Origin of the sequence: Kluyvera sp. (genome assembly GCF_047971185.1) — a bacterium.
Classification (GTDB): domain Bacteria; phylum Pseudomonadota; class Gammaproteobacteria; order Enterobacterales; family Enterobacteriaceae; genus Kluyvera.
The window spans coordinates 1-15,424 of record NZ_JBKDZH010000114.1 but is presented as its reverse complement, the minus strand read 5'-3'; the positions used below and the strand labels follow the sequence as shown (position 1 = coordinate 15,424).

The window sequence follows — 15,424 nt, the reverse complement described above, 5'->3', positions numbered from 1 at the left end:
CTCTTCAGGACGGATTATGCCTCGTCCACCCAAATCCGCATTTCGCCCTCGCCGCGGTTGGCCCAGCTAAACCACGGAATAAAGGTTAAGGTCTGCTTTTCGGCTGCCGTCTGGCGGTTATCGAAGCTGTACAGCGGCTTATCGCCCTCGGCGGTCTGCACGCGCAGCCCTTCCGCTTGTAGCAACACTTTCCCCTTCAGCACGCCCACGCCCTGAATCTCACGGAACGCGCTTGTTTTTGGCAGCGACAGGTTGTGCAGCTCGGTGCCGTTATCCGCCTCCTCCAGGCAGTAGACCAGCGGCCCGCGCTGAATCGCCACTTTCCCGGCGGCGTGACGCACCAGCGGGTTAGCGTAAACCCGGTGGATGGTCATCGGCAGATGCAGCGTAACCACGTCGCCTTCCTGCCATTGACGGTGCAGGTGCAGATACCCTTTGATGATCTCACCCTGCGCGGCCTCACCGTTCACCTGTACGCGCGGTGCTTCACACCATTCCGGCAGGCGCAGCGCCAGCGTATGCTCGACCGCCCGCGGGTGGTTAAAGCGAATTGTGACCTGCTCATCCCACGGATAGTTGCCCTCAATTTTCAGCGCCAGCGTCCGATCGTTCACCGTAAACTGCGCTTCGCTACCGGCGTAGAAGTTGATAAACAGCGCATCCGGGCGCGGCGTGAAGAGGTAGTGGCCGATGGCGACCAGCGTGCGCGCGATGTTCGGCGGGCAGCAGGCGCAGCCGAACCAGCGCTGACGTACCGGCTTGATGTGGTCGTAAATATGGTTATGCGGAATGCTTTTCGGGTGCGTCTCCAGCGGGTTAACGTAGAAAAAGTGCTTGCCGTCCAGCGCCATGCCGCCGAGAACCGTGTTGTAGAACGCGCGCTCCATCACGTCGGCGTAGTGGGCATCGCCCTCCATCTCCAGCATGCGGCGGGCAAACATCATCAGGCCAATGGAGGCGCAGCTCTCGCCGTAGGCGGTGTCGTTCGGCAGGTCGTAATCGCTGGTGAAGGCTTCGCCGATACCCTGCGAACCGATGCCGCCGGTGATGTACATGCGGCGCTGCACCATATTGTTCCAGATACGCAGGCAGGTCTGACGCTTCTCTTCATCCTGGGTCATGCGCGCAATGTGCGCCAGGCCGGTCATCAGGTACACCGAACGCACCGCGTGGCCGACCGCTTCGTTCTGCTCTGACAGCGGCTTGTGCGCATGGGTGTAGCTTTTATCTTTGATCATGCCCGGCCAGGCATCGCCCCAGCCGATCCAGTGCCGGGTACCGCCACGTTTTTCAAACTCAATATCGTAATAGTACGGCTGCTTACCGCGCTCTTCGACGAAGAAACTGGCTAGCGCCTGATAGCGTGGCTCACGTGTGACTTCATACAGCCGCATCAGCGCCAGCTCGATTTCCGGGTGCCCAGGGTAACCGCGCAGTTGGCCGTCGCTCGGACCAAAAACGGTGTCGATATGGTCGGCGAACCGGCAGGCAATATCCAGCAGACGGCGCTTACCGGTGGCGTTGAAAAACGCCACTGCCGCTTCAAACAGGTGCCCGGCGCAGTACATTTCGTGGCACTCGGCGACGTTAGTCCAGCGCTGGCCCGGCTCTTTAACGGTGTACCAGGTATTGAGATAGCCATCTTCGCACTGCGCTTGCGCCAGCAGCTCAATCACTTCGTCGGCGGTCTGTTCAAGCTGCGCATCCGGCTTCTGGCTCAGCGACCAGGCAACCGCCTCCAGCCATTTAGTCACATCGCTGTCCTGGAAGACCATCCCGTAAAACTCGCCTGGCTCAAGCCCGGCGGCGATACGGTAGTTGGCCAGCGCGTGGCTCGGCTCGGCTTCAGGAATGTTGTCGTTTAACGCTTCCCACTGATAAGGGATCACCACCTCGCGGATCAGCCGCTGGTATTCGCCCAGGAACGGGTCGGTGACGGTAATACGCTTGAGATCGGCTTCAATCACATCAGACTGCATCATGTTTACCTCAGGAAATGTGTGAATGTCTTTGGTGAAGATCGGTAGAAATACGCTTCATCATCGGGCCGTTGAGACGGCACTTCAGCAGGCATAGCGCCAGCGCGAGGTGGAACAGCGCCGGTACCACGCTTTGTAGCAGGGTAATGCCCTGAATTGACGCGGCGGTCTGGTTTTCCAGCCCCGGCTGGTAGGCCACCATAATCAGGATCAGGCTGATAATGCCGCCGGAAGAGGCCCAGGAGAGCTTGATGAAAAACAGGTTAAAGGCGAAGTTCATGCCGGAGGAGCGCACGCCGGTTTTCCATTCGCCGTAGTCGTCGGCGAAGGCCATAATCGAGAAGTGCAGCGGCAGGGTGAAGCCCTGAATCACGCTGTTCACGGCGATGCAAACCAGCCACAGCGTCTGATACTGCGGGCCGGTTGGCAGGAAGTACATGCCCAGCCCGAAAGCGACCAGCACCAGGTTGGTCCAGTAGTAGAGGCGTACCATGTCCACGCGGCGCGAGAGCGGGTTAACGATCACCGCGCCGGCGATCCCGGCAATCGTCAGAACGCCGAAGAACAGCGACATATAGGCGGCGCCGCCCTGCAGGACGTAGGAGATAAAGTACATATAGCCGCCGCGAATGCACAGGATGTTCACCAGCAGGAAGGACATCACCAGCATCATCAGCAGCTGATCGTTTTTACGCAGCCCTTTCAGGTGTTCGCGTAGGGTGAAATTGCCCGCCAGCGACAGCGGCACGCGCTCTTTGACCCAGAAGAAGCACAGCAGGAACATCACCATCCCGATGGTGCACAGCACGGTGACACCGTACTGATAGCCTTTCGCCAGATTGCCGTTACCGAAGTATTCGACCATCCACGGCAGCCCCACGGAGACGAGGAAACCGGCAACGCCGCTGAGCACGAAGCGCCAGGACTGGCAGGACATCACCTGGTCGTGGCGGTTGGTGATGGCGTTAATCAGCGCGCAGTACGGAACGTTGTTGGCGGTATAGCCGATGGAGAGCAGGAAGTAGGTGCCGAAGGCCCAGGCGATTTTGGCGTTAGGGCCCATATCCGGCACGGTAAACGTCAGAATGCCGATGATCCCCAGCGGCACCGCCGTCCACAGCTGCCATGGGCGAAAGCGCCCCCAGCGGCTGCGGGTACGGTCAGCGATGACGCCCATCACCGGGTCGGAGACGGCGTCGAAAATCCTCAGCGTGAAGAACATCGCGCCGACGATAGCCGGGCTCAGGCCAAAGACGTCGGTGTAGAAAAAGAGCAAAAAACCGCTTATCAAATCGGAGATGCAATGCCCGCCGGCATCGCCTAGTCCATAGCCTATTTTTTCGCGGGTAGAGAGCGTCTCTCCCGCATCAACGTTCTGTACATCAGTGTTCAGGTTATCAGCAACGGTCATAACCAATCCTCGGACAGGGGTGATGATTCAAAAAGTCATTACGGCGTATCTCTGACGAATTTTTAGTAAATAACTAACGGCTGTGAGGATAGATCCTGAGCGAAATGCGGGTATATAGCGTACTTTTTAAAGAGTGAATTTGATCTTGTTTTTACTATAAATAAAATAATAATAGTGATATGCGTCACAATAAAGGCGGTTATAATGGCGATACAGGCGAGGCAAGAGCAGTTGTCTGTCTTTTTATTAAAATGTTTAGTAAAAATTAAACTTAATATTGCGAGGAGATCGACCGCTCGTGATACTCTTTGTCCCGTCAGGCGATGAATGAGGTAAAGCGAAAGAATGGCGAAGAAAACCCGAATCAAAGACATTGCCAGCGCATGCGGCGTCTCGATTGCGGCGGTCTCTCGTGCGCTGAAGGGGCAGCCAGGGCTGAGCGATGACACGCGGCAGCGTATTCTGGCGATTGCTCAGGCCGAGGGCTATGACTTCAGCCGGCTGCGCAGCGGGCGTATCAAGCGGCTGCTGTTTTTGCTACACCGCGAGCACAATATCGCCAGCGCTTTGCCGTTCTACTCTACGGTGATGTTGGGCGTGGCGGACGCCTGCCGCGAGAACGACATTGCGATGAGCTTCCAGCCGATTGGCCCGGAAGACGCGGTGGCGGATCTGATTAATCTGCACCAGCCGGACGCGCTGATCTGCGCGGGATATCTGGAGCCGGAGGTGCTGGCCGAGCTGCGTCAGGCGGCGCTGCCGGTGGCGCTGGTCGACCTGTGGGCGGCCGACTTTCCCTGCGTGAACCCGGACAACTACCACGGCGGCTTTGTGGCAACGCGCCATCTGCTGGAGCAGGGGAGAACGCGCATCGCGTTTCTGGGCACGTCTCAGCGCCACTACAGTATTCGCCAGCGCGTCGAGGGCTACCAGCAGGCGTTATTCGATGCCGGACTGGCTCTGCCTGAGGCCTACCGTATTGAGGTGCCGCCGGTGAAAGATATCGAGCAGGCGCTGGTGGAAGGGATGTCGCAGCTGCTGGCGCTGGCGCAGCCGCCGGATGCGATTTTTGCCTACAACGACGTGGCGGCGCTGGTGGCGATGCGTGAATGCGCACGCCGGGGAATTCGCGTGCCGGAAGACGTGGCGATTGTCGGTTTCGATGATATCGATGCCGCGGCCTGGGCGCATCCGCCGCTTTCGACGGTGGCGGTCGATAAACGCGAGCTGGGGCGCGATGCCTTCCAGCTGCTGCTCAACGAAGAGAGCGAAAGAAACCTGCTGCTGCCGGTTCGTCTGGTGGCGCGCGAAAGCTCGGTAACCGACGCCAGCGCATCACGGTTGCGTCTGGCACCATAATCCGGCAAAGTTGGCGCCATTAGGGCAACAGGGCGGTCTGCGTGAAACGACTCATCATTGGAATCTCCGGCGCCAGCGGCGCCATTTACGGCGTACGTCTGCTTGAGGTGCTGCAATCTGTAGCGGATGTCGAAACGCACCTGGTGTTGAGCCAGGCGGCGCGGCAGACGCTGGCGCTGGAAACCGACCTCTCGCTGCGTGAAGTGCAGGCGCTGGCCGATGTGGTGCACGATGCGCGCGATATCGCCGCCAGCATCTCCTCCGGCTCGTTCAAAACCGCAGGCATGGCGATTTTACCTTGTTCCATCAAAACCCTTTCCGGCATCGTGAACAGCTACACCGACGGCCTGCTGACGCGCGCTGCCGACGTGGTGCTGAAAGAACGCCGCCCGCTGGTGCTGTGCGTGCGGGAAACGCCGCTGCATCTGGGGCATCTGCGGCTGATGACCCAGGCGGCGGAAATGGGCGCGGTTATCATGCCGCCGGTCCCGGCCTTCTATCATCGCCCGCAGACGCTGGATGACGTGATCAACCAGACCGTCAACCGGGTGCTCGATCAGTTTGATATCGCGCTGCCGGACGATCTGTTCACCCGCTGGTCAGGCGCCTGACCGGGTAGCAAAAGCGCACGTTATGTATCTTTTGCCCTGTTTCAGGGCAAATCTGCAACGCCGATCAAATCCTCGCTATTTAATCATCCCGATTGTGGTTTTGTGCTCGATTTATACGCTGCCGCTGATATCTTTCCTCTTGCTCACCTTTTGTTATCTTCTTATTAACATATTTAACGTCGTTTAGCGGTAAGACGGAAAATATGGCACAGAAGATGCAGTACAAGGCTGGCAAGCACAACACAACATAACGATATCGCAGTTCACAACATCACGATTTCATAGGGGAACGTATGAAGAAGACGGTTCTTGCTCTCTCTTTACTGCTGGGTCTCAGCAGCGCCGCCAGCGTTTTTGCCGCACTGCCGCAGAGCATTCGCATCGGTACCGATACCACCTACGCACCGTTCTCATCGAAAGATGCCAAAGGCGATTTTATTGGCTTTGATATCGATCTGGGCAACGAAATGTGTAAACGCGCCAGCATCAAGTGTACCTGGGTGGGGAGCGACTTTGACGCGCTGATCCCTTCGCTGAAAGCGAAGAAAATCGATGCCATTATCTCTTCATTGTCCATTACCGAAAAACGCCAGCAGGAGATCGCCTTCTCCGACAAGCTGTATGCCGCGGATTCACGGCTGATCGCCGCAAAGGGCTCGGCAATTAAGCCGACGCTGGACGGGCTGAAAGGCAAGCATATCGGCGTGCTGCAGGGCTCTACGCAGGAAGCCTATGCCAATGAAAACTGGCGCAGCAAAGGCGTTGACGTTGTCGCCTATCAGAACCAGGACCTGATCTACTCGGATATGGCCGCCGGGCGTCTTGATGCCGCGTTCCAGGACGAAGTCGCCGCCAGCGAAGGCTTCCTGAAGCAGCCCGCCGGGAAAGATTTTGACTTTGCCGGCCCGTCGGTGAAAGACAAAAAATACTTCGGCGACGGCACGGGCGTGGGCCTGCGCAAAGACGACGTCGAGCTGAAGGCGGCGCTGGATAAAGCGCTGGCGGAGTTGCGTGCCGACGGCACCTACGACAAGATGGCGAAGAAGTATTTCAACTTTAACGTCTACGGCGACTAAACCGGCAGAGGTATCATCATGGTGCATGAATGTTGCGATGCACCATGATGGTGCGTTTTTTGCTCGAAAGTTGCGCATGGTTGCATAATTAAGCATTTTTAATGAGAAAAAAGCCAGCCGGAAGGGCAGAATACTTTGCCTTGATGGGCCGAAAGATGGCACGATAACTGCTCAGATAATTTCTAAAAACCCACAAGAATTTCGGTCTGTTGAGGATGATTATGAAAAAACTGGCGTTGTCGCTTTCTCTGGTCTTAGCGCTTGCTTCTGCTTCAAGCGCATTTGCAGCAATCCCGCAAAAAGTGCGTATCGGTACTGACCCAACGTACGCGCCGTTCGAGTCGAAAAATGCCCAGGGTGAATTAGTGGGTTTTGACATTGATCTGGCAAAAGAGCTGTGTAAGCGCATCCAGGCACAATGTACCTTCGTGGAGAACCCGCTGGACGCCCTGATCCCCTCGCTGAAAGCGAAGAAAATCGATGCCATCATGTCATCGCTGTCGATCACCGAAAAACGTCAGCAGGAAATCGCCTTTACCGACAAACTGTACGCCGCCGACTCGCGTCTGGTGGTGAGAAAAGGTTCCCCGGTTACGCCGGATCTCGCTACGCTGAAAGGCAAGCGCGTGGGCGTGCTGCAGGGCACCACGCAGGAAACCTACGGTAACGAGCACTGGGCGCCGAAAGGAATTGAAATTGTCTCCTATCAGGGCCAGGACAATATCTACTCCGACCTGACCGCCGGTCGTATCGACGCGGCGTTCCAGGACGAAGTGGCGGCGAGCGAAGGTTTCCTGAAGCAGCCTATCGGTAAAGACTACCAGTTCGGCGGCCCGTCGATTAAAGACGAGAAGCTGTTTGGCGTGGGCACCGGTATGGGCCTGCGTAAAGACGACACTGAACTGCTGAACGCGCTGAACAAGGCGTTTGCGGAAATGCGTGCTGACGGCACCTACGACAAGCTGGCGAAGAAGTACTTCGATTTTAACGTTTACGGCGAATAATCATCACGAGTAACCCATCGCTTCGCACGCACGAGGCGATGGGCGCAAAGACAGGACTGGCAGCATGCTGTACGGGTTTTCACAGGTAATTTTTCAGGGCGCCCTTGTCACCCTTGAGCTGGCCGTCAGCTCAGTGGTTCTGGCCGTGCTTATTGGTCTGGTCGGCGCGGGAGCCAAGCTCTCCCGAAATCGCGTACTGGCGTTAATTTTTGAGGGCTACACCACGCTGATTCGCGGGGTGCCCGACTTAGTGCTGATGCTGCTGATCTTTTATGGTCTGCAGATGGCGCTCAACGTTATCACGGACTCGCTCGGCATCGGGCAGTTCGATATCGACCCGATGATCGCCGGGATCATCACCCTGGGTTTTATCTACGGCGCGTACTTCACCGAAACCTTCCGCGGCGCGTTTATGGCGGTGCCTAAAGGGCATATTGAAGCCGCCACCGCCTTCGGTTTTACCGGCGGGCAAACCTTCCGCCGCATTCTGTTTCCGGCCATGATGCGCTACGCGCTGCCGGGGATCGGCAATAACTGGCAGGTGATCCTCAAAGCCACCGCGCTGGTGTCGCTGCTGGGGTTGGAAGATGTCGTTAAAGCGACCCAGCTTGCCGGGAAAAGCACCTGGGAACCGTTCTATTTTGCCATCGTCTGTGGCTTGATTTATCTCCTGTTTACTACCGTTTCCAATGGCGTGTTGCTGCTGCTCGAACGCCGCTATTCCGTGGGCGTTAAGAGGGCTGACCTGTGATTGAGATTATTCAGGAATACTGGAAAGCGCTGCTGTGGAGCGACGGCTACCGCTTTACCGGCGTGGCGATCACCCTGTGGCTGCTGGTGCTGTCGGTGGTGATGGGCGGCATCATGGCGCTGTTTCTGGCCATTGCCCGCGTCTCGAGCAACAAATACATTAAGTTTCCGGTGTGGCTGTTCACCTATATTTTTCGCGGTACGCCGCTGTATGTACAGCTGCTTGTGTTCTACTCCGGCATGTATACGCTGGAAATCGTTAAGGGCACCGAGCTGCTGAACGCCTTTTTCCGCAGCGGCCTGAACTGCACGGTGCTGGCCTTAACGCTCAACACCTGCGCCTACACCACCGAGATTTTCGCCGGGGCGATTCGCTCGGTACCGGCGGGGGAAATTGAAGCGGCGCGCGCCTACGGCTTCTCATCGTTTAAGCTCTATCGCTGTATTATTTTACCGTCGGCGCTGCGCATCGCGCTGCCCGCCTACAGCAATGAGGTGATCCTGATGCTGCACTCGACGGCGCTGGCGTTCACCGCCACCGTCCCCGATCTGCTGAAGATTGCCCGCGATATCAACTCGGCAACCTATCAGCCGTTTACCGCCTTCGGCATTGCGGCGGTGCTTTATTTGATTATCTCTTATGTGCTGATTCGCCTGTTCCGCAAAGCGGAAAAGCGCTGGCTACAGCATATGAAACCGACTTCTACGCACTGAGAACATGATGGCTGATAAAAAACTTAACGTAATCGACCTGCACAAACGCTACGGCGAGCACGAGGTGCTGAAGGGCGTGTCGCTGAAGGCGTCCGCTGGTGACGTCATCAGCATTATCGGTTCGTCGGGCTCGGGTAAAAGTACCTTCCTGCGCTGCATTAACTTTCTGGAAAAGCCGAGTGAAGGCACGATTATCGTCAACGGGCAAAATATTGGCCTGGTGCGCGATAATGACGGCCAGCTGAAGGTGGCCGATAAGAACCAGCTGCGTCTGCTGCGTACGCGCCTGACCATGGTCTTCCAGCACTTCAATCTGTGGAGCCACATGACGGTGCTGGAAAACGTGATGGAAGCGCCGATTCAGGTGCTGGGCCTGAGCAAGCAGGAGGCGCGGGAGCGGGCGGTGAAGTATCTGGCGAAGGTGGGTATCGACGAGCGCCAGCAGGGTAAGTATCCGGTGCATCTGTCCGGCGGTCAGCAGCAGCGCGTTTCTATTGCCCGCGCTTTGGCGATGGAGCCGGAAGTGCTGCTGTTTGACGAGCCGACTTCCGCGCTCGATCCTGAGCTGGTGGGTGAAGTGCTGCGCATCATGCAGCAGCTGGCGGAAGAGGGCAAAACCATGGTGGTGGTGACCCACGAAATGGGCTTTGCGCGCCACGTCTCTTCGCACGTTATCTTCCTCCATCAGGGGAAAATTGAAGAGGAAGGAAACCCGGAAGCGGTATTTGGCAACCCGAAAAGCCCGCGCTTGCAGCAGTTCCTCAGCGGCGCGCTGAAATAATTACGCTCGCCCTCACGAATGAGTGAGGGCGTTTTCCCGCCGGTACACCCAGTCGTCAAAGTACTCGCCGTTAAGCTGATAGGCTTTTTCCAGCACCTGCGTGCGCGTGAAACCGTGCTTTTCCAGCAGATGCGCCGAACTCTGATTATCACCCAGTACCCAGGCATTAATCGCCCACAGCGAGAGCTGCTGAAAACCGTAGTCGCAAATTGCCGCCAGCGCCTCGCTGGCATAGCCTTTGCCCTGCGCCTGCGGTAATAGCGCGTAGCCAACATCGGCCTCATGCGGGTTTTTGCTGCTGACGCGCAGGCCAATATCACCCAGCGGCGTTCCCTCGGCATCGCGGATCACGAAAATCCCCGCTTCCCGGCAGCGCGCATTAAACACCGTCCGTATCGCCGCTTCATCCAGCACTTCGCCCATATAGCGCATCACCTCGCGGTTTTGTCGCAGCTGTAAAAAGAAGGGCCAGTCGTGTTCATTGAAGGGGGAAAGCTGTAGCCGTGAAGTGGTGATGATTGCCATAAGAGTGCCATTGCGCGAAATCGTAAGGGATAACCTTAGCACCAGAAAACGAGTGATAACAGCCTATTAACCGCGGGCCGCTGTGCGCAGACCGTTATGACAAAGCATGGTAAAGCTCGTTGGAATGGGCTTCACGGTTTGTGTCGCGCAGCGCTAATACTTGCTGCAAATGCGAGTCGGCTTCCAGATGAGGAGGGCCGGTGATAGCCAAACGCTATCACCGGATAGACACGAATGACGCTAAGCCAGAATATTGCCCAGCGCTTCTTCTAAATCGTACCAGCGGAAGGTAAAACCGGCGGCTTCCAGCCGTTTAGGCAGCGCGCGCTGGCCGCCGAGCACCAGTACAGATGATTCCCCCATCAGCAGGCGGATGGCGGTCGCGGGGACACGGAGAATGGCCGGGCGGTTTAGCGCATGGCCCAGCGCGTGGGAAAACTGTTCGTTACGCACCGGGTAAGGCGCCACCATATTAAACGGCCCGCGCAGGTCGTTATCCAGCAGCCACAGGATACCGTTGACCATATCGTCGATATGAATCCACGCCAGGTACTGCCTGCCGTTGCCGATTGGGCCGCCGAGGCCGAGCTTAAACGGCGGCACCATTTTGCCCAGAATGCCGCCTTTGGATGACAGCACGACGCCGGTGCGCAGCAAACAGACGCGGGTGCGCTCGCTCTGCGCGGAGCAGGCAATCTGCTCCCAGCGAGCGCACAGCTTGTGGGTAAATTCGTTATGCGGCGGCTCTTCTTCGGTGACCACCACTTCGCCCAGATCGCCATAGTAGCCAATGGCGGAACCGGAAATCAGCACCGCCGGCGGCGTCTGGCTGGCCTGAATCAGGTCGCTGATGCGCTGGGTGATTGTCCAGCGGCTGTCGCACAGCTTCTGCTTTTGCGCGGCGGTCCAGCGCTTGTCGGCAATCGGCTCGCCGGCGAGGTTAATCACCGCGTCGATGCCGTCAAGGCTGGACACATGCTGTAAGTCCGGCCAGATCTCGACGCTGGCGTCGAGCCGCTGCCGGGCTTTCTCCGGTGAACGCGTCACGACGCAAACCGCGTGGCCCAGCGCCAGCAGACGCGGAATTAAATGGCGACCAATCAGCCCGGTACCGCCGGTAAGCAGAATTTTCATGCGACCTCCCGCAGGGAGCGCCTAGCGTTGCCAGTTCAGGGTAATTGACACCGAATCGGCGTAGCGCAGCGCGTGAAGTTTATCGACCTCCACTTCAGCATAAGTGACCCAGTGATGTTCGCGTGCGATATCGAGCACATCCTGAGTTAATTTTTCCAGCAAAGAGAAACGGTTATTCTCCACGTGGTGAATAATGCTTTTGGTGATGGTGCGGTAGTTCAGCGCATCGTTGATATCTTCGCTGTTGCGCGACTTCTCCGCCGGGTAGCGAATTTCCAGGTTAATCACGATGTCCTGGCGGTTGGCGATCTCCTCATCCTTAATGCCGATGAAGGTGCGCAGGCGCAGGTTTTTGATGCGGATGATCGCGTCTGAGTGAGACATTGCAGGTGTTCTCCCTAATTATTGTTTTCTCATCCATCATACACGAAAGCGTCAGTCACGCCGCAAGGTCTGGTGTCGGTCATTGCTGATTGCAAAATCCTCATGTCGCGGGCAAGTGACATCGCTGAAAAGACAGGCTATGTTGGCAGTCAGGTCTGATGGACACCCGCTGCGGCGTCCATCGTTCACATCTCTCCTGCCCGCCATTGAGGAAACTATGAGCCAGCCCACTCTTACGCTTTGGTCCGATGCCGATTTCTTCTCGCCCTACGTGATGTCTGTCTATGTCGCTTTGCAGGAGAAGGGGCTGCCCTTCACCCTGAAAACCGTCAATCTCGATCTTGGCGAACATTTACAGCCGGGCTGGCGAGGCTATTCGGCGACCCGTCGCGTGCCGCTGCTGGAGGTTGATAGCTTTGAGCTGAGCGAATCCTCCGCGATTACCGAGTTCCTGGATGAGCGCTTCGCCCCGCCGGAGTGGGAGCGCCTGTACCCGCACGACCTGCAAAAGCGCGCCCGCGCCCGGCAAATTCAGGCGTGGCTGCGCAGCGACCTGATGCCGATTCGCGAAGAGCGGCCAACGTCGGTCATTTTTGCCGGAGAGAAAAAAGCGTCGCTGTCCGACGCAGGACGTAAAAGCGCGGCTAAACTGTTTGACACCGCCGGTGCGCTACTGGCCCATGGACGACCCAACCTGTTCGGCGAATGGTGTCTGGCCGATACGGACCTGGCCTTGATGCTCAACCGTCTGGTACTCAACGGTGATGATGTCCCGGAGGCGCTGGCTGATTACGCCGCCTTCCAGTGGCAGCGGGCGTCGGTACAGCGTTATGTGGCGCTATCGGCAAAACGCGCAGGCTGAAAAAGTTGATGAAATCCATTATGATATCAGGGTTTATCATTGTGGGGATTTGATTAATGAAGCTGATGTTTGCATCGGATATTCATGGCTCCTTACCGGCAGCCGAACGCGTGCTGGCGCTGTTCGCCGAGAGCGGGGCGCGCTGGCTGGTGATTCTGGGTGATGTGCTCAACCACGGGCCGCGTAACGCGCTACCGGAAGGCTACGCGCCGGCGCAGGTCGCCGAGCGCCTCAATAGCGTGGCGGACCGCATCATCGCCGTGCGCGGCAACTGCGACAGCGAAGTCGACCAGATGCTGCTGCAATTTCCGATTACTGCCCCCTGGCAGCAGGTGCTCACCGAACATCAGCGCCTGTTTTTGACCCACGGGCATCTTTATAGTCCTGAGCATCTTCCGTCGCTCGCCGAGGGTGATGTGTTGGTTTACGGACATACGCATCTTCCGGTGGCAGAAAAACGCGATCGGATATTTTTATTTAACCCCGGTTCAGTTAGCATTCCCAAGGGCGGTTTTGCTGCCAGCTATGGGCTGCTTGACGGGCATAAACTGCAAGTTTTAGCACTCAATGATCAACAGGTTATTGCAGAGGTTGCTATTAACCCGTAAGTTACCCATCAATCACAAAACGCGCCGTAAAGAGCGCTTTCAAGGTAAGGTTTTCGGATGGTCGAGCAGAATCATTTGGCAAGCACGGAATGGGTCGATATTGTCAGCGAAGACAATGAGGTCATCGCGCAAGCGAGCCGTGAACAGATGCGCGCGCAGTGCCTGCGTCACCGGGCTACCTACATCGTCGTCCACGACGGTATGGGCAAAATCCTGGTACAACGCCGCACCGAAACGAAAGACTACCAGCCGGGTATGCTGGACGCCACCGCTGGGGGTGTCGTTCAGGCTGATGAACCGCTGCTGGACTCCGCTCGCCGCGAGGCGGAAGAAGAGCTAGGTATTGCCGGCGTGCCGTTCGCCGACCACGGGCAGTTCTACTTTGAAGACAAGAACTGCCGCGTCTGGGGAAGCCTGTTCAGCTGCGTCTCTCACGGGCCGTTTGCCTTACAGGAAGAAGAGGTGAGCGAAGTGTGCTGGATGACGCCGGATGAGATCACCGCCCGCTGCGATGAATTCACCGATGATTCGCTGAAAGCGCTGTCGCTGTGGATCAGTCGTAACGCTAACAACAATAGCGCGACTGACGATTAACGACCTCATCTTACCCCTGCCAATAATAGCCGCGATAGCCATCGCGGCTATTTTTTATCTGAACATAGATGGCCTTACCATCACCAGCCCTCATCTTCGAATATATACCACTGGTGATATATTTCTATCTTATCAATATAACTCACGTCGTTTTTTGTGATGTGCTTTCGCCGTCCCTTCCTGATTATTATTTTCTGGCACTAACGCAAAACTCATTTTTTGGAGAAAATAATATGATTATCAGCACTAATTTAATTGTGAATGGCGATTTCGAAAACACGACGGATAAAGTATGGACCCTTTCTGGTGCATCTCAGATTGAATATGAAGGTGATTCAGAGAACCATTACTGCGAAATCAATCCAACGGCCTCGATTATGCAAACCGTCAAGCTGAAGCCGAATAAAAAGTATCAAGTGATGCTGGATTGCTGCGGTGGCGCCACGGGTACCCTGGCGATTGTGACGTTGCTTGACCTGCAGACGATGATTGAATGGGATATTAACCCGGATAAAAACACCGCATGGCATACCGAATCCTATGGTTTCAAGACCACTGATTTCGAAGGAACCCTCAGCGTACGTTTGCACATCCAGGTCCCATGGAATTCGGCGAGCGCACCGGTTGATGTTGATAATGTTAAGCTGCTGGAAACTGAATTTGAGTGCCATGCCCCGCAATGGGTGAAATTGGTCGACCAGGTTGATGGGACCGAGGTTTTTGAATTCAAGTCGCGCGCGAATTCAAATACTCAGCACTATCAGCTGTATCGTGATGGTGTAATGATTAAAGATTATCCGCAGGTTAAAGCCAGCGTTATTTATGATACCGACAGCATGGATATTAATAGCGTATTTGTGCTGAAGGCGATTGATGATAATACCGGCGAAAGCTACGTGCTTTTTGAAGGCACGGAAAAAGACCTGTATCTGAGTGGTGAAATTGAGGTGGATGATATTTAATTCGTTCGCTTAAATAAAAAGCCCCGTACATTGCTGTGCGGGGCTTTTTTTATAACGGCAGAATTACTGCTGCTGTGCAGACTGAATCGCGGTCAGAGCGATGGTGTAGACGATATCGTCTACCAGCGCGCCACGGGACAGGTCGTTCACCGGCTTGCGCATACCCTGCAGCATCGGCCCGATGGAGATCAGGTCGGCAGAACGCTGTACCGCTTTGTAGGTGGTGTTACCGGTGTTCAGATCCGGGAAGATGAACACGGTAGCGCGACCGGCAACCGGAGAGTTCGGCGCTTTGGATTTCGCTACGTCAGCCATAACCGCGGCGTCGTACTGCAGCGGGCCGTCGATCATCAGGTCAGGACGTTTTTCCTGCGCCAGACGAGTCGCTTCACGCACTTTCTCTACGTCGCTACCTGCACCAGAGGTACCGGTGGAGTAGGAGAGCATCGCAACGCGCGGTTCGATACCGAAGGCAATCGCGGATTCAGCGGACTGAATAGCGATTTCTGCCAGCTGTTCAGCAGTCGGATCCGGGTTGATCGCGCAGTCACCGTAAACGTAAACCTGTTCCGGCAGCAGCATGAAGAACACGGAAGACACCAGCGAGCTGCCCGGCGCCGTTTTGATCAGCTGCAGCGGCGGACGGATGGTGTTCGCGGTGGTGTGTACT

The 15,424-nt window shown here is 56.4% G+C and carries 17 protein-coding genes; 11 read left to right on the top strand and 6 right to left on the bottom strand.

Annotated elements, in window-relative coordinates; translation table 11 throughout:
• Positions 1-14 precede the first annotated feature (14 nt).
• Together ACK5JN_RS22490 and ACK5JN_RS22485 are read right to left on the bottom strand one after the other, a co-directional pair.
• Positions 15-1,982 (bottom strand): glycoside hydrolase family 127 protein, encoded by a 1,968-nt coding sequence (locus tag ACK5JN_RS22490; RefSeq protein ID WP_416872177.1) that lies wholly within the window; start codon positions 1,980-1,982, stop codon positions 15-17.
• A gap of 7 nt (positions 1,983-1,989) precedes the next feature.
• The gene (locus tag ACK5JN_RS22485; protein ID WP_416872176.1) at positions 1,990-3,390 is read right to left on the bottom strand and encodes an MFS transporter; all 1,401 of its coding nucleotides are present in this window, start codon (positions 3,388-3,390) and stop codon (positions 1,990-1,992) included.
• Between the two features lie 345 nt (positions 3,391-3,735).
• Here ACK5JN_RS22485 and ACK5JN_RS22480 point away from each other — a divergent pair, with 345 nt between their 5' ends.
• The 7 genes from ACK5JN_RS22480 (at position 3,736) to hisP (ending at position 9,685) form a co-directional block, all read left to right on the top strand.
• Positions 3,736-4,749 carry a LacI family DNA-binding transcriptional regulator gene (locus ACK5JN_RS22480; protein WP_416872175.1) on the top strand — a complete coding sequence of 338 codons (1,014 nt, stop codon included), beginning with the start codon at positions 3,736-3,738 and terminating at the stop codon, positions 4,747-4,749.
• A gap of 41 nt (positions 4,750-4,790) precedes the next feature.
• Entirely contained in the window at positions 4,791-5,360 is a 570-nt protein-coding gene (locus ACK5JN_RS22475) for a UbiX family flavin prenyltransferase (protein ID WP_416872174.1), read from the top strand.
• A 293-nt stretch (positions 5,361-5,653) separates the two neighbouring features.
• Positions 5,654-6,436: a lysine/arginine/ornithine ABC transporter substrate-binding protein ArgT gene (gene argT / locus ACK5JN_RS22470; protein ID WP_416872173.1), complete on the top strand. Its 783-nt coding sequence runs from the start codon at positions 5,654-5,656 to the stop codon at positions 6,434-6,436.
• A gap of 221 nt (positions 6,437-6,657) precedes the next feature.
• Complete coding sequence (gene hisJ, locus ACK5JN_RS22465) at positions 6,658-7,440, top strand: histidine ABC transporter substrate-binding protein HisJ (RefSeq protein WP_416872172.1); 783 nt, start codon at positions 6,658-6,660, stop codon at positions 7,438-7,440.
• Between the two features lie 64 nt (positions 7,441-7,504).
• Complete coding sequence (locus ACK5JN_RS22460) at positions 7,505-8,191, top strand: histidine ABC transporter permease HisQ (RefSeq protein WP_416872171.1); 687 nt, start codon at positions 7,505-7,507, stop codon at positions 8,189-8,191.
• Positions 8,188-8,904, top strand: a complete 717-nt coding sequence (locus ACK5JN_RS22455; protein WP_065355807.1) for an ABC transporter permease — start codon at positions 8,188-8,190, stop codon at positions 8,902-8,904. Before ACK5JN_RS22460 ends, ACK5JN_RS22455 begins: the two co-directional genes overlap by 4 nt.
• 7 nt (positions 8,905-8,911) lie before the next feature.
• Positions 8,912-9,685, top strand: a complete 774-nt coding sequence (gene hisP / locus ACK5JN_RS22450; protein ID WP_416872218.1) for a histidine ABC transporter ATP-binding protein HisP — start codon at positions 8,912-8,914, stop codon at positions 9,683-9,685.
• Between the two features lie 12 nt (positions 9,686-9,697).
• On the opposite strand, the gene ACK5JN_RS22445 is transcribed toward hisP, so the two are convergent.
• From ACK5JN_RS22445 to folX, 3 genes are all read right to left on the bottom strand, one after another.
• Positions 9,698-10,210 (bottom strand): GNAT family N-acetyltransferase, encoded by a 513-nt coding sequence (locus ACK5JN_RS22445; RefSeq protein ID WP_416872170.1) that lies wholly within the window; start codon positions 10,208-10,210, stop codon positions 9,698-9,700.
• A 240-nt stretch (positions 10,211-10,450) separates the two neighbouring features.
• Entirely contained in the window at positions 10,451-11,344 is an 894-nt protein-coding gene (locus ACK5JN_RS22440; RefSeq protein WP_416872169.1) for a TIGR01777 family oxidoreductase, read from the bottom strand.
• A 21-nt stretch (positions 11,345-11,365) separates the two neighbouring features.
• On the bottom strand, positions 11,366-11,728 hold the full coding sequence (gene folX / locus ACK5JN_RS22435; protein ID WP_416872168.1) for a dihydroneopterin triphosphate 2'-epimerase: 363 nt from the start codon (positions 11,726-11,728) through the stop codon (positions 11,366-11,368).
• 217 nt (positions 11,729-11,945) lie between these two features.
• Here folX and yfcF point away from each other — a divergent pair, with 217 nt between their 5' ends.
• From yfcF to ACK5JN_RS22415, 4 genes are all read left to right on the top strand, one after another.
• On the top strand, positions 11,946-12,590 hold the full coding sequence (yfcF, locus tag ACK5JN_RS22430) for a glutathione transferase (RefSeq protein ID WP_416872167.1): 645 nt from the start codon (positions 11,946-11,948) through the stop codon (positions 12,588-12,590).
• Between the two features lie 56 nt (positions 12,591-12,646).
• Positions 12,647-13,198 (top strand): phosphodiesterase, encoded by a 552-nt coding sequence (yfcE, locus tag ACK5JN_RS22425; RefSeq protein ID WP_416872166.1) that lies wholly within the window; start codon positions 12,647-12,649, stop codon positions 13,196-13,198.
• 57 nt (positions 13,199-13,255) lie between these two features.
• Positions 13,256-13,792: an NUDIX hydrolase YfcD gene (yfcD, locus tag ACK5JN_RS22420; protein ID WP_416872165.1), complete on the top strand. Its 537-nt coding sequence runs from the start codon at positions 13,256-13,258 to the stop codon at positions 13,790-13,792.
• 233 nt (positions 13,793-14,025) lie between these two features.
• The gene (locus tag ACK5JN_RS22415; protein ID WP_416872164.1) at positions 14,026-14,754 is read left to right on the top strand and encodes a hypothetical protein; all 729 of its coding nucleotides are present in this window, start codon (positions 14,026-14,028) and stop codon (positions 14,752-14,754) included.
• Between the two features lie 63 nt (positions 14,755-14,817).
• Here the strand turns inward: ACK5JN_RS22415 and pta are convergent.
• The coding region (gene pta, locus ACK5JN_RS22410) for a phosphate acetyltransferase (protein WP_416872163.1) at positions 14,818-15,424 on the bottom strand (607 nt) is incomplete at its 5' end.